The sequence below is a fragment of the Streptomyces sp. Isolate_45 genome (assembly GCF_024721315.2).
Classification (GTDB): Bacteria; Actinomycetota; Actinomycetes; order Streptomycetales; family Streptomycetaceae; genus Streptomyces.
On sequence record NZ_JANFAK020000153.1, the window covers coordinates 1 to 18,595 of the forward strand.

The 18,595-nt window shown below is 73.2% G+C and carries 19 protein-coding genes and 1 pseudogene; 8 read left to right on the forward strand and 12 right to left on the reverse strand.

Features of this window, described 5'->3' with window-relative positions; genetic code table 11:
- Positions 1 to 171: 171 nt before the first annotated feature.
- Together NOD94_RS33035 and NOD94_RS33040 are read right to left on the reverse strand one after the other, a co-directional pair.
- Entirely contained in the window at positions 172 to 525 is a 354-nt protein-coding gene (locus tag NOD94_RS33035) for a PRC-barrel domain-containing protein (RefSeq protein ID WP_281209872.1), read from the reverse strand.
- A gap of 269 nt (positions 526 to 794) precedes the next feature.
- Complete coding sequence (locus tag NOD94_RS33040) at positions 795 to 956, reverse strand: hypothetical protein (protein WP_053676175.1); 162 nt, start codon at positions 954 to 956, stop codon at positions 795 to 797.
- Between the two features lie 201 nt (positions 957 to 1,157).
- Here NOD94_RS33040 and NOD94_RS33045 point away from each other — a divergent pair, with 201 nt between their 5' ends.
- The gene (locus tag NOD94_RS33045) at positions 1,158 to 1,541 is read left to right on the forward strand and encodes a VOC family protein (protein ID WP_281209873.1); all 384 of its coding nucleotides are present in this window, start codon (positions 1,158 to 1,160) and stop codon (positions 1,539 to 1,541) included.
- Between the two features lie 169 nt (positions 1,542 to 1,710).
- Positions 1,711 to 2,226, forward strand: coding sequence for an SRPBCC family protein (locus NOD94_RS33050; protein WP_281209874.1), 516 nt, complete (start codon positions 1,711 to 1,713; stop codon positions 2,224 to 2,226).
- 174 nt (positions 2,227 to 2,400) lie between these two features.
- On the opposite strand, the gene NOD94_RS33055 is transcribed toward NOD94_RS33050, so the two are convergent.
- Both NOD94_RS33055 and NOD94_RS33060 read right to left on the reverse strand, forming a co-directional pair.
- Positions 2,401 to 2,850, reverse strand: a complete 450-nt coding sequence (locus NOD94_RS33055) for a PRC-barrel domain-containing protein (RefSeq protein WP_281209875.1) — start codon at positions 2,848 to 2,850, stop codon at positions 2,401 to 2,403.
- A 245-nt stretch (positions 2,851 to 3,095) separates the two neighbouring features.
- A pseudogene (locus NOD94_RS33060) lies at positions 3,096 to 3,286 on the reverse strand (MarR family transcriptional regulator); the annotation flags it as partial.
- A gap of 221 nt (positions 3,287 to 3,507) precedes the next feature.
- Here NOD94_RS33060 and NOD94_RS33065 point away from each other — a divergent pair.
- Together NOD94_RS33065 and NOD94_RS33070 are read left to right on the forward strand one after the other, a co-directional pair.
- Positions 3,508 to 4,179: a DUF4097 family beta strand repeat-containing protein gene (locus NOD94_RS33065; RefSeq protein WP_281209876.1), complete on the forward strand. Its 672-nt coding sequence runs from the start codon at positions 3,508 to 3,510 to the stop codon at positions 4,177 to 4,179.
- Positions 4,180 to 4,656: 477 nt separating this feature from the next.
- Positions 4,657 to 5,406, forward strand: coding sequence for a metallophosphoesterase family protein (locus NOD94_RS33070; protein WP_281209877.1), 750 nt, complete (start codon positions 4,657 to 4,659; stop codon positions 5,404 to 5,406).
- A 45-nt stretch (positions 5,407 to 5,451) separates the two neighbouring features.
- On the opposite strand, the gene NOD94_RS33075 is transcribed toward NOD94_RS33070, so the two are convergent.
- Positions 5,452 to 6,072 carry a GPP34 family phosphoprotein gene (locus NOD94_RS33075; protein ID WP_281209878.1) on the reverse strand — a complete coding sequence of 207 codons (621 nt, stop codon included), beginning with the start codon at positions 6,070 to 6,072 and terminating at the stop codon, positions 5,452 to 5,454.
- A gap of 237 nt (positions 6,073 to 6,309) precedes the next feature.
- Between NOD94_RS33075 and NOD94_RS33080 the strand changes: the two genes are divergently transcribed.
- Positions 6,310 to 7,059 (forward strand): nucleotidyltransferase domain-containing protein, encoded by a 750-nt coding sequence (locus NOD94_RS33080; RefSeq protein ID WP_281209879.1) that lies wholly within the window; start codon positions 6,310 to 6,312, stop codon positions 7,057 to 7,059.
- Between the two features lie 185 nt (positions 7,060 to 7,244).
- Entirely contained in the window at positions 7,245 to 7,520 is a 276-nt protein-coding gene (locus tag NOD94_RS33085) for an isoamylase early set domain-containing protein (RefSeq protein WP_281209880.1), read from the forward strand.
- Positions 7,521 to 7,642: 122 nt separating this feature from the next.
- Here NOD94_RS33085 and NOD94_RS33090 read toward each other — a convergent pair whose 3' ends face one another.
- A complete protein-coding gene (locus tag NOD94_RS33090; protein ID WP_348652367.1) occupies positions 7,643 to 8,413 on the reverse strand; it encodes a DUF4232 domain-containing protein in 771 nt (256 codons plus the stop codon).
- A gap of 172 nt (positions 8,414 to 8,585) precedes the next feature.
- On the opposite strand from NOD94_RS33090, the gene NOD94_RS33095 reads away from it, so the two are divergent.
- Entirely contained in the window at positions 8,586 to 9,797 is a 1,212-nt protein-coding gene (locus NOD94_RS33095) for a sensor histidine kinase (RefSeq protein WP_281209881.1), read from the forward strand.
- A gap of 47 nt (positions 9,798 to 9,844) precedes the next feature.
- Positions 9,845 to 10,498 carry a response regulator transcription factor gene (locus NOD94_RS33100; protein ID WP_281209882.1) on the forward strand — a complete coding sequence of 218 codons (654 nt, stop codon included), beginning with the start codon at positions 9,845 to 9,847 and terminating at the stop codon, positions 10,496 to 10,498.
- A 45-nt stretch (positions 10,499 to 10,543) separates the two neighbouring features.
- On the opposite strand, the gene NOD94_RS33105 is transcribed toward NOD94_RS33100, so the two are convergent.
- The 6 genes from NOD94_RS33105 to NOD94_RS33130 form a co-directional block, all read right to left on the reverse strand.
- Entirely contained in the window at positions 10,544 to 10,693 is a 150-nt protein-coding gene (locus tag NOD94_RS33105) for a hypothetical protein (protein ID WP_281209883.1), read from the reverse strand.
- Positions 10,694 to 10,771: 78 nt separating this feature from the next.
- Positions 10,772 to 11,236 carry a carboxymuconolactone decarboxylase family protein gene (locus NOD94_RS33110; protein WP_281209889.1) on the reverse strand — a complete coding sequence of 155 codons (465 nt, stop codon included), beginning with the start codon at positions 11,234 to 11,236 and terminating at the stop codon, positions 10,772 to 10,774.
- Positions 11,237 to 11,489: 253 nt separating this feature from the next.
- Positions 11,490 to 12,212 carry a response regulator transcription factor gene (locus tag NOD94_RS33115; RefSeq protein WP_281209884.1) on the reverse strand — a complete coding sequence of 241 codons (723 nt, stop codon included), beginning with the start codon at positions 12,210 to 12,212 and terminating at the stop codon, positions 11,490 to 11,492.
- Position 12,213: 1 nt separating this feature from the next.
- The gene (locus tag NOD94_RS33120) at positions 12,214 to 13,395 is read right to left on the reverse strand and encodes a sensor histidine kinase (protein WP_281209885.1); all 1,182 of its coding nucleotides are present in this window, start codon (positions 13,393 to 13,395) and stop codon (positions 12,214 to 12,216) included.
- A 5-nt stretch (positions 13,396 to 13,400) separates the two neighbouring features.
- Entirely contained in the window at positions 13,401 to 15,707 is a 2,307-nt protein-coding gene (locus NOD94_RS33125) for an MMPL family transporter (RefSeq protein ID WP_281209886.1), read from the reverse strand.
- A 165-nt stretch (positions 15,708 to 15,872) separates the two neighbouring features.
- Positions 15,873 to 18,595, reverse strand: a 2,723-nt coding sequence (locus tag NOD94_RS33130; RefSeq protein WP_281209887.1) for a tetratricopeptide repeat protein, incomplete at its 5' end; no start/stop codon positions are given.

Sequence of the window (18,595 nt, forward strand, 5' to 3'; positions counted from 1 at the left end):
GGGGGGGGGGGGGGGGGGGGGGGGGGGGGGGGGGGGGGGGGGGGGGGGGGGCGCGCCCGCCGCGCGCCCCCCCCCCCCCCCCCCCCCCCCCCCCCCCCCCCCTCCGGTGACTGCCGCTGCGGCCCTGCGCGTCCGGCGCGAAGGCGCGAAGGCGCTCAGGCGCTCAGGCGCTCAGACGCCGCGGGGGCCGTCGTAGTAGCCGCCGACCTGCCGGTGGTAGTCCGCGTCGCCGAGGTGCTTGTCCTTCTCGAACTCGGGAGCGTTCTTGATCTGCTCCTTCGTGCGGTCCACGTAGATCTTCTCCTCCCCCGGATCGATACGGGTCACCGTGCCGGCCGGGAGGAGGACCTCCTTGCCGAAGATCCACGGGCCGGTGTCGACCACGATGTAGGCGGAGCCGACCTCGTCCGAGTGCTTGTCGACCTTGCCGATGGAGCCATCGGCGGCCTCCACCTTGTAGCCCGTCAGGTCGGCACCCGTCAGACGGCCGGTCGTTTCGCGGTAACCCCACACGTTCTCGGTCATACGAAATCCCCTCCAATGAGCTGAGAATCAGCGCCCGTCCCCCGAATTCTTGGGCGACGGACAGCCTCACAAAAAGTCGCCTGCCCCGATGAATTCACTTCACACCCGGAAGTTCGGTGGATCTTTCTGGTGCTCCGGGGCCACCCGCGCGGCTACCCGGGAAATGTCGTCCATAACGGAGAACGGCAATCGCCGCGTACATGAGTGTGGGGCCCGCCCCCTCGACCGGGGCGGGCCCCACACCACATCGCCGCAGAACAGCGGCGTGTCTACCAGCGGTACCACCGACCGCTACCGCCCTTGGGGCGGGCCACGAAGCCGACCAGCCACAGCACCAGAACCGCGATGGCGACCCACCAGAGGATCTTCACCGCGAAACCGGCACCGAAGAGAATCAGAGCGAGCAGAAGAACAAGAAGCAGGGGAACCATAGTTATTACCTCCGAGACTCCGAATGCCCCCACCGCCCCTGATCATGCATGCGGCGCTTTTCTGTTTGTCATCGGCGCGGGAGGCCGACGGTCGCTCTCTCGCCTCGGCCGTCGAGGCACGCTCCTGATCATGGAGGGCGCCACCGGCATCGGCCCGGGGCGGCGTTGGCGTCCGGCGCGAAGATCAGGGAGACTCGCGCCATGGTTTCGGTGGTGCAGAACGTGGCGATCGACTGTGCTGACGCCTACGGGCTGGCGCGGTTCTGGAGCGGTGTGACGGGCTGTCCGCCGGACCCGGAGGACCAACCGGGCGCCCGGGAGACTCAGGTGACGCTGACGGAGGGCCCGGTGCTGTACTTCAACCAGGTGCCCGAGGCCAAGACGATCAAGAACCGGATCCATCTGTGCCTGCGCCCCGAGACCTCCCGCGATACGGAGGTCCAGCGGCTGATGGGCCTCGGTGCCACCCTCGTCGCCGATCGCCGCGATCCCGACGGTTCGGGTTGGGTGGTCCTCGCGGATCCCGAGGGCAACGAGTTCTGCGTTCTGCGCAGCGCCTCCGAGAAGGCCGTCGCGGATCTCTGATGCCCGCGTGGCGGCCCGGCCGTGCCCGATCCGTGGCCGACTACGACCTGGACGTGCCCGACCGCGGCTGAGACGTGCCCGACCCCGGCTGACCGGCCCCGTTGAAGTTACCGGGGGGTAGCCAGGTGGGGCGTCCGGGGGTAGCGTCGGCGGCCGAGAGGGGAGTCCCATGCCTCGTACGTTCACGGTGTCCGACAGCATCGTCGTCCTTGCCGAGCCCGCCGATGTCTACCGGAAGGTCTCCGATCCCGCCCGCATGGGCGACTGGAGTCCGGAGAACCTCGGCGCCACCGTTCACGGGGGCGCCGCCGAAGCGCGCGTGGGCATGGTGTTCGACGGTCACAACAAGCGCGGCGCCTTCCGATGGACCACCCGGTGCACCGTGACGGCGGTCGAGGAAGGCCGCCTGTTCCGGTTCCGGGTGCACGCGATCGGCGTCCGACAGCCGCGCGTCCGCGGCCCCATCGCCACCTGGGAGTACCGCTTCGAGCCTGCCCCGGAGGGCACCCGGGTCACCGAGACGTGGACCGACGACCGCCGCTCGTGGCCCGACTTCGTGGCCAACGCCTTCGACCGGATCGCCACGAAGGGGCACACCTTCGCCGACTTCCAGCGCCGGAACATCCGCACCACCCTGCGCAACCTCAAGCGCGCCCTGGAGCAACCGGCCACCGCCGAAAGGTGATCCCGCCGCAGGCCCCTCTGCCGTGACCGGCAGGGCCGGTCACGGCCGCCGCACCCCGAGCAGGTCACGGCCGCCGCACCCGAGCGGGAGGGCTCGCTGACGGTGTCGGCCGGGCGGCCCCGGCGTTCCGGGCGTCGGTGCGTTCGGGTGTTCGGGGTGTTCGGTGCGTTCGGCTCATCGCCCCGGCTGCACGGGCCGTAGACGGGAGACGGCGTGTTCCTGGCCGGTCGTGCCCTCGCGCATGACCTGCGCCCGGTCCATCACCGCCCACCCGGCATCGCCCTCGGCGTTGACCTCGTCGCGTGCGGGGCGCACTCCGTAGTGCCCGTACAGCTGCTCCTCCTCCGACACGGAGAGCACGCTTCCGCAGTCCAGAGCCGCGCAGGGAGCCTGCTCGATCACCGTCACCGGATACGGCACCACCAGGCGCCCGTCCTTCCACTCCGCCTTCCGCAACGGAACGAACACACCGCCCAGCCCCGAAGCCCGGTCGGTGATCCTCGCCCATTCGGGCCTGCCGGTGGTGTCGTCCACCAGGACGTACTCCACCTGTCCCAGGCGCTGCCCCTGGTCCGTGTGCGCCGCGCATCCGGCCATGCCCGTGAGCTGGTCCTGAGTGATCACTGCTGCTCCTTGTCCGACTGCCGTGTGCTGTCGCCTGTCGGCTACCCGCGCAGGCCGCCGGGAAGCACGACCGCACCGCCGTACGCGTACTGGCGGGTATCCGGGCCTACGCGACGCATCCGACGGGTTCCTCTTCGGCTTCCGGTACGGGGGCGGCCCGCTCCCGCGTGCCGTTGGTGGGAGGCGGCGCGGGCGCCGGCCATCATCGCCCGGTACGGGACGTCCTCGGCGACGACGTAGCGCTCGCGGCGTTCGGTGGGCCGGTGGGCCGCGTCGGCGCGGTAGGCGGTGGGGCCGCCGTTGCGGCGAGCACCTCGCGCGCGACGGCCGAGGTCGGCCGGTCGAGACCGAGCACGAGCTCGGCGCAGGCGAGGCCCTCGACGGTTCCCATCGCGATCCGGTGGCGTTCCCGGTGGGTGAGCCCGCCTCCCGACATCACGGGCTCCTTCGGGTCGGTGCTGTCGTCGGCAAAGCGTTCACCTTCAGCTCATTGCAACACGCGAAATCCGGATCGTTGCGTTAGGCAGTGAGATGTTGCAACGAAATCACCGCCCCGACCTGCGGTTCTACAGTTGTGATGCAACGAGCAAGTTGCCCAATCGGTGAACGCAACTTAATGTTTCCCTCATCAGAAACAACGAGCTCAAGGAGAGCACCATGCAGAAGTTCGACACCCCCGCTCCGGTCGCCGCCGTCCTCGACATCCCCGCGGGACGCATCCGGCTGATCGCCGCCGACCGTCCCGACACCACCGTCGAGGTCCTGCCCGCCGACCCCGGCAAGGCGCGCGACATCAAGGCGGCCGGACAGACCGGCGTCGACTACCGTGACGGCATCCTGCGGATCGCCGCCGCCCCCGCCAAGAACCGCGTCCTCGGCAACCCCGGATCCGTCGAGATCACCGTCCAACTCCCCGCCGGCTCCCACGTCGAGGCCACCCTCGCCGCCGCCGAGTTCCGCGGCGTCGGACGTCTCGGCGACGTCACCCTCGAAGCCGCACAGGCCACCGTCAAGCTCGACGAGACCAACGCCGCCCGACTCACCCTCCACGCCGGGGACATCACCATCGGCCGCCTCGGCGGGCCCGCCGACATCAACACCCAGCAGGGCAACCTCCACATCACCGAGGCCACCCACGGCACCGTCACCCTGCGCACGGAACACGGTGACATCGCCATCGGCGCCGCCCGCGGCACCTCGGCCACCCTCGACGCCGGCACCCGGCACGGGCGCATCCACAACACCCTCAACAACGCCGACGGCCCCGCCGCCACCCTCACCATCCACGCCACCACCTCCTACGGCGACATCACCGCCCGCAGCCACTGAAAGAGCCCCGTGCCGGCGCTCGTACCGCCCCCGAGGACGGCGAGGAACATGAGCACCACTCAGGACCACCAGGCCGCCGGCCCGCGCTCGGCCGAGGCGGGCTGTCCGGCCGACCGCGTCGCGGCGCTGCGGCGGTTGGCCGGGAGCCGGCCGTGGATGGACCTGGACCGGATCGGCGCGTTCGATCCCTCCGGGGGCGGTTCCGCGGCGGCGCGGGGTGCCGGCCTTCCCCGAGGTGTTCAAGGCGGGGGCCGCCCCCTCCGGCTCGCACGACGCCCCCTTCTTCCACCCGGGGTTCGTGGAGACCTACGACGGCGCGGACGATCCCGGGGCCCGGGGCCCGTACCTCCAACGTCGCGATCGCGGACCGGCGGCGGGCAGGTGCGCAGCACACACCCATCGCCTGCCAGGCCCGCGTCCGTACGCGCGCGGCGAAAGGCCCCGTCCCGAGCCCGGGGCCGTCGCATCCTGGTGGGCATGCTGAGTCGAGTAGCCGTCCTTCCCGACATCCACGCAGTGCTGCCGGCCCTCCGAGCGGTGCTCGATGAACCGGACGTCCGCGCTGCGGACCGCATCGTGGTCGCGGGCGACATCGCGGCCGGGCCGCAACCCGCCCGCGTCCTGGATCTCCTGACCGGACTGGGTGAGCGCGTCGTCTGGATCAACGGCAACGCCGACCGCGAACTGCTCGAATATCGACGCGGTCAACGCGACACCATTGCCGACCCCATCGCCCTCTGGGCCGCGGACCAACTGCGTCCCGACCACCTCGAACTACTGGCCCGCCTGCCCCGGTCCCGCCGTCTGCCCCTCCGGGGCTTGGGCGACGTCCTGTTCTGCCACGCGACCCCGCGCGACGACGAGGAGGTCGTACTGGTCGATTCCCCCCTCGCCCGCTGGCAGGAGGTCTTCGGCGGCCTCGACGCCACCATCCGTACGGTGGTCTGCGGCCACACCCACATGCCGTTCGTACGGCTCGCCCACGGCCGGCTGGTGGTCAACCCGGGCAGCGTCGGCATGCCCTACGGCAGAACGGGCGCGCATTGGGCGCTGCTGGGACCCGGCGTCGAACTGCGGACCACCGACTACGACATCGACGCCGCCATCACCCACATCACCGAGGACTCCGGCTACCCGGAGATCGCCGAGTGGGCCGACTATTTCGTCCGGGCACGCGCGAACGACGGGGACGCCCTCGCGGCCTTCGCGCCACGGAGCGGCTGCTGACCGCCGGCTCGTCGACCCAGAGGAATTCGGCCCGCGGCAGCTGGGCTATGCGGCTGCGGCACCCCGGAAGTCCTGGGCGGCCCGGCACACCGCCGCCGAGACCGGGGCGGCGTTCTCGGACAGGGCCGTCAGGCGGTCCGTGAGCACGCGGCGGCGGTCGGACGACAGGGTGGTGGAGAGTTGGCCGCCCGCGTGCGCGAGTCCGGCCAGCAGCGCGGCCCGGCCACCCGCGGCGGCGGCCGGTTGGTCGGCCGCGGCGACCACCGCCGCGCGTACCTCCCCGGCCGCGGTGAGGCCGTCCGCGGTGAGGTCGGCCCGGTTCAGGGGGAAGACGCCGAAGACCCGGGTCGTCCTCTGTTCCAGCAGGCCGTCCTTCTCCAGGCCGCTCAGCACGTTGTGGATCGACTCTCGACCGTCCCTCCGGACCCAGTACAGCCACTTTCGACCGGGCTCCGCGGCGATCCGCTGCCACACCTGCCGCAGCACGGCGTCCTGCGGAGCGTCGCCCGCCGCTTTCGCCGTGCCCGCCTCGTCCGTCAGGGCGCCACCGTCGAGCAGTTCGGCCAACATCGCACCGCGCACGGCCGGGGCCAGGTACTGACGGACCGGAAGCTCGCCGCCCTCCTCGTCGAAGGCGAGCAGGATCATTTCGCCAGCCAGGGTCATCTCAGGTGTTCCTCTCGTACGGGCACCGCACCGGCAACGACCACCGGGTTTCCGGCAGTCTGCCCTGCGGGGGCACGTCGATCACACTTCCTCCCCTCCGGTTCGACCTCACAGGGGCCTCCGCACCATCCGACCCGCCCGACCTCGCCCGGGACGGTTTCGGTGCGAGGGCGGGGTGCTGCGGGCGTCGGTGGAAGTCGCTCGCCGTCGGGTACGGGTCCTGGCACGCTGAACGGCATGGATGCCCCTCGTACCCCTGATGCCCCTCATGTCGAACAGGCCCGCCGCCTCGTCCGTGACCGGTTTCCCGACGCGCTCTCGATCGTCCTGGCCGGATCCACGGCTACCGGGCGGGCCACCGCGAGCAGCGACCTGGACATCGTGGTGCTCGTCGAGGGCGGCGGCGTGACCCACCGGGAGACCGTCCGGTTCGAGGGGCGGGTCGTGGAGCTCTTCGTCCATACCCGGGCCGGTCTCGTCGAACTGTTCGCGGCGGACGTCGCCAACCGGCGGGCAGCCATGCAGAACATGTACGCCTCCGGTCTCGTCCTGGTCGATGTGGACGGCGAGGCCCGCCGGGCCCGCGCCCTGGCCGAGGCGGACCTGCGCGGAGGTCCGCCGGCGCTGGACCGGCCGGCGGTCGAAACGAAGCGCTACGGGTTGACGGACTCGCTCGACGACCTCGTCGACGCGACCGACCCCGTCGAGGGCCTGGCCGTGGCCGGGTACGTCCTCACCACGGCGGCCGACCTGCTCTGCGACCACCATCGGGCGTGGACGGGGGGCGGCAAGTGGCTGCCGCGGCGCCTCCTGGGGGCCGACCCGTCCCGGGGGGCCGCCCTGCTGGAGGGGCACCTGCGCATGTGCCGGGCGGGCGACCCGACGGCCCTGGTCGACGCGGCGTCAGCGGTCCTCGGCCTCGTCGGCGGTCCCCTGCGCGAGGGCTACCGCAGGACTTGGCAGGGCGCGGCGCCGTCGGTTCCCTAGTGCTGTGACCGGCGACCGGTGTGGGCGTGCCCACCCGGGACGGCCCGGGACGGAACCCCGGGCGGGTGCACGGGGTGTGGTGGGCGGGTGATGCTGGGGCGCGGGCGGTGGCGTCGGCGGGCACCTCGTGCGTGCGCCCCGCAGGATGGGCGCGTATCCCCGCCTCCCCCTGTCTGGAGCCCGTCGTGCTGGAACGCACCCTGCGCAAGGACCGCACCAAGATCACTTTCGTTCTCCCCGCGGACACCCCGCCCGGCCCGGTCAGCGTGGTGGGCGACTTCAACGACTGGCAGCCCGGCGTCCACACCCTGGAGCCCCGCAAGGACGGCAAGCGCGCCGTCTCCGTCGAGCTGCCCAGCAAGAGCAGCCATTCGTTCCGCTATCTGGCCGCCGGCGACTACTGGTTCAACGACGAGGCCGCGGGCGACCACGACGGCCCCAACAGCCGCCTCCACACCTGAGACCCGCTCCCGGTCCGCGGGCCCGAAGGCCCCCGGACCCGGCGCGCGGGTCCGCCGCCGCGCCCGGCCGCGGTGGCCGTGGGCGGGCAGCGGGTGGCCGGGGCGCCGGTGGTGGGCGTCCGCTAGTGGACCTTGAACATGTAGCCCTTGACCGCCGCGGCGTCGAGGTTCCAGAACGTGACCATGGGGTTGGAGTCGATGTTCACGAACCCGCCCTGGGGCAGCTCGACGGAAACCGACCCGCCCACCTCGTCGTTGGGCGTGCGGTCGTGGAAGAACACCTTCACCGATGTCCTGTTCTCGGTCCGCGAGCCGCCTTCCCGGTAGAGGCGCAGGGCCGAGTACGCCTTCTCCCCCGGGCGGATCGTGGCGGCCGCCCGCGCCGGGGACTCCATCGGGGGCGGCTGGACCTCGGTGTCCGTGACGAAGCGGACGATCGGGTAGGAGTACAGCGTGCAGGTCGTGTCGCCGGTGTTGACGGCCGTCATGAACAGGTTCCGCTCGGAGTCCTGCCGCTCGAACGACCCGGTGATCGACACGTTCGCGGCCGTGCAGGGCGGGGGCGTGCTCCCCGACCCCCCGGGCTTGGCCGACCCCCCGGGCTTGGCCGACGCGCTCGGCTTGCCGGACGCTCCGGGCTCGGCGGAGCCGCCGGAGCCCGCCGAAGGGGCGGTCGTGCCCGACGCGGACGCGCTCGGGCCGGCGGACGCGGATCCCGACGCGGGCGCGGACGCGGGTGCGGACGGGGACCCTGACGCCCCCGGGGTACGGGACGCGGTACCCCCGGCGCGGTTCGCACCGCCACCCGCCTCGCAGGCCACGGACGACAGGAGCGCGACGACCGTCGCCGTCCCGAGAACGCAGTACTTCAAACCCATGCGAGCTGCACGCATGATGAACCCCCGTTCGTGCTGTCACGTGCTTCGTCGACGTGGCTGAAAGATAGGTGCGCGGGGGGTCCGTGCGCGGCCCACCAGGAGGTGACCGTCGGCTGCCACCCGTGGGGTAGCGGATGTACCACCGTGGGTGTACGAGTGTCCGGACCGGGCCGTTTACGCTCGGGGCATGGCATTTCGGGGAGGGCGGTGGGGGGTCGTTCGCGCCGTGCTCCCCCAGGTGGCCGACGCGGTGTACGCGGTCGGGTCGCTGGCGATCTCGGCGTCGATGCTCCACAACTGGCCCGACCCGACGAACCACTGGCGCGACTCCGACGCCCTGGCCTACGCCCTCGTCGCGGCCGTGTACCTGCCGCTGGCCGTACGCCGTCGCGCGCCCCTGCTCGTCTTCGCCGGGAACGCCGCGGTCGTCCTCACGTATCTGACCCTGGCGTACTACCACCCGGTGGTGGTGTGCGGTCTGGCCCTCGCGAACTACACCGTCGCCGCGCACCGTCCGCGCGAGGTATCCGTCCCGTGCGCCGTGGTCACCTGGCTGGTCCTCCTGTGGGGGACGCGGCTGGCCGAGCCCGGTATCGGCGCGCTCAGCGCCGCGTTCGTCACGGCGACCGCGGCCGTCACCTGGGTCACCGGGGACGTGTCGCGCCGTCTCGGGGAACGCGGCCGACGGCTGGCCGCGTTGACCGAGCAGCTGCGCCGCGAGCAGGAGGAGCGGACGCGCCGGGCCGTCTCGGACGAGTGCATGCGCATCGCCCGCGAACTCCACGACGTCATCGCCCACCACGTGTCCGTCATATCGATCCAGGCGGGACTGGCCGACTACGTATTCACCACGGACCCGCCGACCGCGCACAAGGCCGTCGGCGTCATCACGGACAGTGCCCGGGACGCCGGTGACGAGATGCGCCGGATGCTCGCCGTCCTGCGGCACGGCGTCCGGCACACGGCGAACGACCGCACCGACGCCCTGCCCGACGCGGACGGCGCTGCTCCGGGCATGGCTCGCCTCGCGGAACTCGCCGACCGGGTCCGGGCGGCGGGCGTTCCGGTCCGGATCACCGGGGACGCCGTCGCCGACCCGCTGCCCGCCGGCCTGGACATGTGCGTGTACCGGGTCGTGCAGGAGGCCCTGACCAACGTGCTCAAACACGCGCCGACCGCCACGGCCACCGTCAGCCTCTCGCGCGGCCGCGGCACGATCCGGGTCCGCGTCACCGATGACGGGCCCTCCCGGCCGGCGACCGGGCGGCGGGACGGCCCGGGGCACGGTTTGATCGGCATGCGTGAGCGGGCAACAATCTACGGCGGGACCGTCACGGCCGGTGCCCGCTCGCAAGGGGGATTCGAGGTCGATCTCGTCATGCCCGTACCGGACATGTGACGACGGGTCGGCGACGAGGAGAGCCGTCGTCTGGGGGAACACAGCACATGCCCGAGGTCCTCGTGGTCGACGACCAGATCCTCGTCCGCTCCGGGCTCGCCGCACTGCTCCGGGCCGCCCCGGACATCGAGGTCGTCGCGGAGGCCGACAGCGGCGAGGAGGCCGTGGCGCTGGCCGCCGAACTGCGCCCCGACGTGGTCCTCATGGACGTCCGCATGCCGGGCATGGGCGGTATCGCGGCGACGCGCGCCATCGTCGAGCAGTCACCGGCCCCGCACCCGAAGGTCATCATGCTGACCACCTTCGACCTGGACGTGTACGTGTACGACGCGCTCCGGGCCGGCGCCGGCGGCTACCTCCTCAAGAACACGCCGCCGCAACGCCTCCTGGCGGCCATCCACACCGTCCACGCCGGTGACACCCTGCTGAGCCCCGCGGCCCTCGCCGGGCTCATGAAGGCCTGCGGCCCCGGCCCGGAACGCGGCCGTCCGCGCCCCGATCTCGGTTCCCTGACCCCGCGCGAGGTCGAGATCCTGACCCTGGTCGGCACCGGCCTGTCCAACAGCGACATCGCGGGCCGCCTCGTGCTCAGCCCCGCGACCATCAAGACGCACGTCCACCGGTGCATGACCAAACTCGCCCTCACCAGCCGCGCCCAGGCCGTCGTCTTCGCCTACGAGGCGGGCCTCATCACGGCCTGACGGGATCACCGCCCGACGAGCGGCCGGTCCGGGTCCGTCACCCGGTCATTCCGTGGCGGGGGCGGGCCGCGGGACGACGAGCGCGCGGCCGCCGCACCTCGGACAGACCACGAGCATCCGCCCCGTGAAGGCGACGAGCCACGTGCCGTGGTCGTGGTGGCGGACCGGTCGGGGGTGTTCGGGCTCGACGTCCATGACGCCCACCCTGCCGGCCGGGCCCGGCCCGCCGCGGGTCGGGGCGGGGCGGGCAGGGGTGGGTGCGGTCGGGAAAGGTCAGTCCCACTGCTCGTCCGCGAGGGAGGCGACCGGGGCCGGCTTGCCGATGAGGGCCAGGGCGATGAAGAAGTTGATCTGTCCGATCGCGATGGTGAGGGTGGCGAGGGCCTTCTCGTCGTAGTGCTCGGCGGCCTCCGCGTACAGCTGGTCGCCGACGCGCTCCCGGCCGCGCGGGGCGGGCTGGAGGACCGCCTCGACCAGGGCGAGCGCGGCCCGCTCGGCCCCGGTGAAGTACGGGGCGTCCTGCCAGGAGGACACGGCCGTGATGCGCTCCTCGGACTCTCCGGCCTTGCGGAGGAAGCCGGTGTTCAGAACGGTCAGGTAGGTGTTCCCGACGATCTGCCCGGCCCGCAGGTGGACCAGGCTCATCGTGGCGCGCGGGACGGAACGGTTGCCCGTGGCGCGGAACAGGGCGGCGCTGATGTCGTTCAGTTCCGGAACGAAGTCGGCCGGGTTCGCCATCCGTGAGATCGGGGCGGCGGGCGCCTTGCTGTCGGCATTGGTGTGGGCGTTGGCGTTGGTGTTGGTGTTGGTGTTGGTGTTGGTGTGCGTGTTCGTCATGGCGGTCTCCGGTGGCTGGGGCCGTTGCTCGCTGCCTCGGCTTCACCTCACTGACGGACGGGCCGCCGGGAGTGTGACAGCTCCGGAGAAAAAACTTCTGCCGGTGCCGCCGCCCGTCACCGGTCGCCGTATCGGGGCGGGGCGGTGGGGCGGGTCAGCGGCGGGTGAGGAGGCCGCGTTCGAGGGCCACGACCACCGCGTGGGTGCGGTCGCTGACGTCGAGTTTCGCGAAGACCCGCAGCAGGTGGGTCTTCACCGTGGCCTCCGCGATGACCAGGCGGCGGCCGATCTCCACGTTGGAGAGCCCGTCGGCGACCGCGTTCAGTACGTCGACCTCGCGGGCGGTCAGCGGCACCACGGCGGGCCTGCGCATCCGGGCCACCAGGCGGGCCGCGACCCGGGGGGCCAGGACGGTCTCGCCGCGGGCCGCGGAGTGGATGGCGTCGACGAGCTGCTCGCGGGTGGTGTCCTTGAGGAGGTAGCCGATCGCTCCGGCCTCCACGGCGCGCTCGATCTCCTCGTCGGTTTCGTAGGTGGTGAGGATCAGCACCCGGGTGCTCGCCGGGCCCGCGACGATCTCGGCCGTGGCGCTCGCCCCGTCGAGCAGGGGCATCCGAAGGTCCATCAGTGCCACGTCGGGCTCCAGCCGCTCGACGAGTTCCACTCCGGCGCGGCCGTCACCGGCCTCGCCGACGATCTCGACGGTGGGCTCCTGCGCCAGCAGGGCCACGACGCCCGCCCGCATCACCGTGTGGTCGTCGACCACGATCACCCGCAGCGGGTGCGGGTGCGCCGCGCCGGGCGCCGCGTGCTCGGCCGCTACGACGGGCCGTCCGGGCCGGGCCGGCTGTTCGGGCTGGGCGCGCTGTTCGGTCATGTCAGTCCTCCGCGTTCGTGGGGATCAGTGCGAGGACGCGGGTGCCGTCGCCGAGCGAGCTGGTGAGCGTCAGGTCGCCGCCCAGCTCGGCGAGGCGTTTGCGCATTCCGTTGAGTCCGAAACCGTTGGAGTCCGCGACGACGAAGCCGCGCCCGTCGTCGGTGATCTCCAGTTCCACCCCGTAGGGGCGCTGTGCGAGGACCACGTCGACGATGGAGGCGTCCGCGTGTTTGCGGACGTTGGCGAGCGACTCCTGGGTGCAACGGAGGAGGGCGATCCGCGTGGGTTGGTCGCACTCGACCTCCTCCAGTTCCGCGGTGACGGGCAGTCCGGTGTCCTCGGTGAAGCGGTCCAGGGTCCTGCGCAGGGTCGCGGCGACCGATCCGGGAGCGAGCCCGCTCTGCGGGGCGGAGCCGACGAGGATCCGGGCCTCGGCGAAGTTCTCGCGCGCCGTCTGCTCGATCGAGAGGAGTTGCTGGGCGCTGCGGGCAGGATCGTCCGCCAGGCCGGAGCGGGCCGCCTCGGCGAGCACGATGATGGAGGCGAAGCCCTGCGCGAGGGTGTCGTGGATCTCCCGGGCGAGCCGCTCGCGTTCCTCGGCCGCGCCCTGGAGCCGGTGGGCCTCGGCGAGGCTCAGCTGAGTGCTGGCCAACTCGGCCCGCAATTGGGCTCGTTCGTCGCGCAGTTCCAGGGCGCGGGGGGTCAGGAGCGCGACCAGGACGCTCACCGCGTAGACCGCGAGGGAGGAGATGGTGTTGGTGGTGAGGTGCTCGGTGTTCCAGCCGGCGCGCAGGGTGCCGCCGACGGTGATGGCCGCGGCGCCGATGCCACTGAGGACGATCGCGGCGCGCAGGCTGTCGACGAAGATCACGAACTGCGGGAGGGCGAGGGTGTAGAGCACCCCGTAGCCGTCGCGGAGGTAGGAGAGTCCGGCGAGCGCCACGAGGAGCACGCCGAGGTGGACGTACCCGCCGCGGACGGGGTTGCCGGGCAGTTTCCGGACGGTCCCGTAGCTGGCGCCGAGAGCGGCCAGCAGCGCGAGCGACCCGTACTTCGCCGTGTTCGAGAGGTCCGCGAAGACGGTGGTCAGGATCAGGATTCCGATGACCGCCCAGGACAGGACGTCCCACCAGTGGAGCATCCATATCCAGAACGGGTCGCCGCGCCGGGGCCGTTGAAGCATGATCGTCAGCCTACGTTCTCCACCGCGCGGCCGTCCGGGCCGGCGGTGGGAGCGGCGGTGGGAGCGACGCCCTGAGCCCTTCGTCGTGAGCGGCGCAGCGGGTTCCAGGCCCGCTCGCCCAGGAGGAGCAGCAGCGCGGGCAGGACCATGAGGCGGACGACGACGGCGTCCAGCAGGACGGCGAGGGCCAGGCAGAAGCCCATCTGCTTCATCTCGGTGAGGTGCAGGGCGACGAAGGCGCCGAACACGGTCACCATCACGATCGCGGCGCTGGTGACCACCTTCGCGGAGCGTTCGATGCCGTCGAGGACGGCCCGGCGGGCGGTCATGCCTGCGTCCATGGCCTCCTTGATGCGGCTGACCACGAACACCTGGTAGTCCATGGACAGTCCGAAGAGGATGACGAAGAGGAACAGCGGGACCCGGGAGGCGATCGCGCCGAGGGAGTCGAAGCCGAGGAGCCCTTCCGCCCAGGTTCCCTGGAAGACCACGACGAGGGCGCCGAGTGCCGCGCCGGCGGAGAGCAGGTTGAGGACGACGCCGATGAGGGCGATGACCACCGAGCGGAACGCCCACAGGGTCATCAGGAAGGTCACGAGGAGCAGGAAGCCGAGGACCAGGGGGAGCTTCGCGTTCTCGTGGTCCACGTAGTCCCGGCCGCGCGCCACGTCGCCGGAGACCGCGCTGTCGATGCCGGACACCCGGCCGAGCGCGGCGGGCAGGTGGACCTGTCGGAGGCGGGTCAGGGACTCCCCCGCCTTCTCGGACGTGGCGGTGTACGGAACCGCCACCTCCAGGACGCTGATCCGCCCGTCGGCGGAGGTGAGGATCCGCGGCTCGGCGTCGGCGGCGAACAGGGGGTCGCCCTGGGTGCGCCGGCCGAGGTCCGTCAGGGCCCGGTGGACGTCGGCCGTGCGGTCGGGGCCGGTGGCGCGGACGGTGACGCGGTGCTGGGACGACAGCTCGGGGAAGGCGGCGTTGAGCCGGTCGTAGACCTGGACGGCCGGGATGTCACGGGAGAAGGTGTCGCGGCCCGGGTCGACCAGCTTCAGGCCGAGGGCGGGCGCGGCGAGGCCCAACAGGAGCAGGACGGACAGGCACAGGGTGAGTGCGGGGCGGGTGCGGGCGGGCTTCAGCAGGGCGCCGGTGAGCCGTCCGGGGCGGTCCTCGCCGTGCGCACGGTCCTCGCCGCCGTCGCGCCGGGCGGCGCGGGCCGGCTTGCCGCGGCGGGCGCGGCGTTCGGCGCGGCGTTCGGCGCGGCGGGCGCGGCGTTCGGCGGTGTGGGCCGCGCGGCGCTCCGCCCGCTGTCCGATCTTCACGAGCAGGGCGGGCAGCACGGTCAGGGAGCTGACGACGGCGACCGCCACGACCAGGATGGTGCCCGTCGCGAGGGAGGAGAAGATGACGTCGGTGGCGAGGTACAGGGTGGCGGTGGAGACGATCACGGCGAGGCCGGAGACCACGATGGCGCGGCCCGCGGTCGCGGCGGCCAGTTCCACCAGCGCCTCGGAGCTCAAGGTGCCCCGGGCGCGGGCCCGTTCCTCGCGTTCGCGCTTGAGGTAGAAGAGCGTGTAGTCGACGCCGACCGCGAGGCCGACGAGCAGGATCATGTTGGTGCCGACGCCCGCGTCGGGCAGGAAGTGGGAGGCCGCCATGGACAGGCCGAGCGCCGCCGCGATCGAGGACAGGGCCAGCAGCAGCGGCACGGCGGCCATGACCACGGAGCCGAAGACGAGCAGCAGGGTGATGAGGGTGACCGGGAGGGTGATGCGTTCGGAGAGCGCGAGGTCCTCGTCGCGCTGGTCGTTGACGCCCTTGCTGATGGCGGGCGAGCCGGTCTCCTCCACGATCAGGCCGGGGTGGGCGGCGCCCACCGCCGCGGTCTGTTCGAGGAGCGGGACGACGTTCTTCCTGCCCTCCAGTTCGGGGCCGTGCATGACCACCGACACCATCAGGACGGTGCCGTCGCGCGAGCGGACCGGTTCGGCCACCGTGTCGACCTCGGGCAGGGCGCGCATCCGCTCGGTGAGGTCCCGGGCGGCGGCGCCGGCCCGGTCGGTGTCGAGGGGGAGGGCGGCGTCGCGGGAGCGGATCAGTATCTGCTCGGTGGGCCGGCGCTCCAGGCCGCCCTCGGCGGCCATCGCCTCGGCGCGGCCCGCCTCGCCGACGCGGAAGTCGACGGAGGTCGCCTGGTTGGTGCCGACGGTGATGCCGACGCCTAGGCAGAGGATGACGAAGGCGAACCATCCGGCGATGGCGGCCCAGGCGTGACGGGCGCTCCACCGGGCCGTGCGAACGGGAAGTGAGGTCATGTCAGGAGCATGCGCGGCGGGGTGGTGCGGGCATGACGTCCTGCGGACTGAACCTGTTGTCCACCGGTCGGTGGACAAGACCCCGCAGTCTCCCGTGGACCACGTACGCCGCGGATCGCGTACGCGGCTCCTCGGGCGGCGGCGGGCGGCGGGCGGCGGGCCGCCTCAGGCTGCGATGTCCTGCGGATCGATGTCCTCCGGGGCGCGGGACATGCCGCGGGCGAAGGCCGCCTCGGACACCGCCGGGCCGGCCGCGGCCAGGCAGGCCGTCCACACCCGGTCGACGTCGTGGCGTTCCGCTTCGGGCAGCGGGGCACCGGTCGAGAGGCGGGCCGCGTGTGCGGCGCCGAGCAGCTCCGCGGCCCGTTCCGCGGCCCCGCCCGCCACCGCGGCGCCGGCCAGTCCCTCCCACGCCAGGGCCTGCGCCCGTACGTCGCCCAGCTCGCGCGCCACCGCAAGCCCCTCGGCGTGCAGCGCGCGGGCCCGGGACGGTTCGCCCCTCAGCTCGGCCGTGAAGCCGAGTTCGGCGAGGGCCAGGGCCGCGCCGGGCCCGTACCCGGTGGCGCGGAACCAGGCCAGGACGGCGTCCATGTGGTCTTCCGCCCCACGGAGGTCCCCGGTGCGCCGCGCGATCATGCCGAGGCCGATCCTGGCATCGGCCTCACCCGCGCCGTGGTTCTGCTCCCGTGCCAGCTTCCGGGCACGGTCGTGCCGCTCCCGGGCCGCGGTGAGGTCGCCGGTCAGGAGGGCCAGTCTGCCGAGCGCGCACAGCCGTTTGGCGGCCTCCGTCCACAGCCCGAGCTCCTCAGCGAGGGCGAGCCCCTCCTCGTGCAGCCGGGCGGCCCTCGGGTGGTCGCCGGCGATCTCGTGGAGGGCCGCCCGAGGGAACACCGTCTGGAGCTGACCCCAGCGGTCGCCCAGGGTGGAGAACAGCCGGGTGCTGCGCTCGGCGTCGCGGCGCACCCCTTCGAGGTCGCCGTGCGCGAGGGCGTGCCGGGCGCGGACGCTCAGGACGGCCGCGGTTCCCCAGGTGTGGCCGAGCTCCTCGGAGGCGGCGAGGGCCCGTTCGGTGAGTTCCTCCCCGGCGGTCACCTCTCCCGCGCCCATCTGCGCGGAGGCCAGGAACCACAGGGCGATGGCCCGAGCCTGCGGGTCCCGGACCGCCACCCCCGGCATGTCGAGGGCGTCGACGGCTTCCCGTACGGCCTCCGGGCCCGTGGCGGGCGAGGCGCCCTCGCTGAGGGTGAGGCCGGTCCGCCAGGCGGCCGCCGAGGCGACGGCCGCGTCCCGTTCCGGCTCCCCTCCCGGTGGGGGCGGCAGGGCCCGCGCGGCGGTGAGGCACGCGTCGAGGAGCCGTCCCGCCACGGCGGGCCTGCCCCGTAGCAGCCAGTACCAGGTCAGGGCGCGGGCGGCGTCCAGGGCCTCGACGACCGCCCCGCGCGCGAGCGCCTCCTCGACCGCCGGACGGAGGTCGGCCTCGGCCGCGTCCAGCCGCGTCAGCCACTGCCGTTGCCGCGGGCCGCGCAGCAGCGGCTCGGCACGCAGGGCCAGTTCCCGGTGGTGGACGCCGTGCCGGGCCAGGGCGTCCGGCTCCTCGCCGGCCTCCCGGAGCCGTTCCAGGGCGTAGTACTTGACGGATTCCAGCAGCCGGTACCGCGTTTCGTCGGGGCGGTCGACGAGGACCAGGAGGGAGCGGTCCGCGAGGCGGGCCAGTACCTCCGGAACGTGGCCGGCCGGCACGTCCGTACCGGCGCAGACGGCGCGGGCGGCGGCCGCCGAGGCGTCCCCCGCGTGCACGGACAGGCGCCGCAGCACCGCCTCTTCGGCGGGGTCGAGCAGCCCCCAGCTCCAGTCGATCACCGCGCGCAGGGTCCGCTGGCGTGCGGGAACCCCGCGCAGGCCCCGCGAGAGCAGAGCGAACCGGTCGTCGAGTCCGGCGAGCAGCCCGTGCACGCCCAGGGAGCGGACCCGGGCGGCGGCGAGTTCCAGGGCGAGGGGGAGTCCGTCCAGGCGGGCGCACAGGGCTGCGACGGCGGCGGCGTCCGCGCTGCCCGCGCCGTCCGCGCCGTCCGCGGGCGCGGTGCCGGTCGGGATTCCGGAGCGGGCGGTGAACAGGGCCACGGCATCGGCCGGCGCCAACGGAGCCAGCTGGTGCACCGCTTCCCCCACCAGCCCGAGGGGCTCCTGCCCGGTCGCCAGGACCGACAGCCCCGGAACCCCGGGCAGCACCGCCGCCAGCAGGTCGGCGACCGAGCCGGCGAGGTGCTCGCAGTTGTCGAGCAGGAGCAGGACGCGCCGCTCTCGGAGCGCGCCCGCCAGCAGGTCCACGGCCGTCGGCGCGGACCGCGCCGCGCCGACGGCGGGCTCGGGGTCGGGGTGGGGGTGGGCGGTGTGTTGTACGCCCGGCCGCGTGTCGGGCCGTGCCGTGTGCTGTACGCCCGCGTGTACGTCGGGCCGCACGTCCCGCTGTATGGCTGGCTGTACGTCGGGCTGTATGGCCGGCTGTACGTCCGGCTGGCGGACCCCCAGGATCCCGAGGAGGGTCCCCGCGACGGCCTCGGCGGACGAGCCGGCGGGGAGCGGGGCGAGTTCGGCGAGCCAGACCCCGTCCGCGTAGCGGCCGGCCGCCCGGTCCGCGCACTCGAAGGCCAACCGGGTCTTGCCGACGCCGCCGGGACCGGTCACCGTCACCGCCCGGGAGTGCTCCAACAGCGCCTCCACGGCGGCGAGATCGGCGGCCCGTCCCACGATCCGGGTGAGGGGTGCGGGCATCCGCCGCCCGGCCCCCGCCCCCGCCTCCGCCTCCGTGCCCGCCGTGCCCGCGACCGGGGCTCCGGCTCGCGGTGCGGGCGCCGGCGGCGCGACCTGCGCCGCGTGCGGGTCGGGCG

Coding starts and splice junctions, on each gene's coding strand:
- NOD94_RS33115 (WP_281209884.1), bottom strand. CDS start 12,212: ATGACCGAACAGCGCGCCCAGCCCGAACAGCCGGCCCGGCCCGGACGG.
- NOD94_RS33090 (WP_348652367.1), bottom strand. CDS start 8,413: ATGCGTGCAGCTCGCATGGGTTTGAAGTACTGCGTTCTCGGGACGGCG.
- NOD94_RS33050 (WP_281209874.1), top strand. CDS start 1,711: ATGCCTCGTACGTTCACGGTGTCCGACAGCATCGTCGTCCTTGCCGAG.
- NOD94_RS33095 (WP_281209881.1), top strand. CDS start 8,586: ATGGCATTTCGGGGAGGGCGGTGGGGGGTCGTTCGCGCCGTGCTCCCC.
- NOD94_RS33100 (WP_281209882.1), top strand. CDS start 9,845: ATGCCCGAGGTCCTCGTGGTCGACGACCAGATCCTCGTCCGCTCCGGG.
- NOD94_RS33040 (WP_053676175.1), bottom strand. CDS start 956: ATGGTTCCCCTGCTTCTTGTTCTTCTGCTCGCTCTGATTCTCTTCGGT.
- NOD94_RS33080 (WP_281209879.1), top strand. CDS start 6,310: ATGGATGCCCCTCGTACCCCTGATGCCCCTCATGTCGAACAGGCCCGC.
- NOD94_RS33045 (WP_281209873.1), top strand. CDS start 1,158: ATGGTTTCGGTGGTGCAGAACGTGGCGATCGACTGTGCTGACGCCTAC.
- NOD94_RS33065 (WP_281209876.1), top strand. CDS start 3,508: ATGCAGAAGTTCGACACCCCCGCTCCGGTCGCCGCCGTCCTCGACATC.
- NOD94_RS33120 (WP_281209885.1), bottom strand. CDS start 13,395: ATGCTTCAACGGCCCCGGCGCGGCGACCCGTTCTGGATATGGATGCTC.
- NOD94_RS33110 (WP_281209889.1), bottom strand. CDS start 11,236: ATGGCGAACCCGGCCGACTTCGTTCCGGAACTGAACGACATCAGCGCC.
- NOD94_RS33075 (WP_281209878.1), bottom strand. CDS start 6,072: ATGACCCTGGCTGGCGAAATGATCCTGCTCGCCTTCGACGAGGAGGGC.
- NOD94_RS33035 (WP_281209872.1), bottom strand. CDS start 525: ATGACCGAGAACGTGTGGGGTTACCGCGAAACGACCGGCCGTCTGACG.
- NOD94_RS33105 (WP_281209883.1), bottom strand. CDS start 10,693: ATGGACGTCGAGCCCGAACACCCCCGACCGGTCCGCCACCACGACCAC.
- NOD94_RS33125 (WP_281209886.1), bottom strand. CDS start 15,707: ATGACCTCACTTCCCGTTCGCACGGCCCGGTGGAGCGCCCGTCACGCC.
- NOD94_RS33070 (WP_281209877.1), top strand. CDS start 4,657: ATGCTGAGTCGAGTAGCCGTCCTTCCCGACATCCACGCAGTGCTGCCG.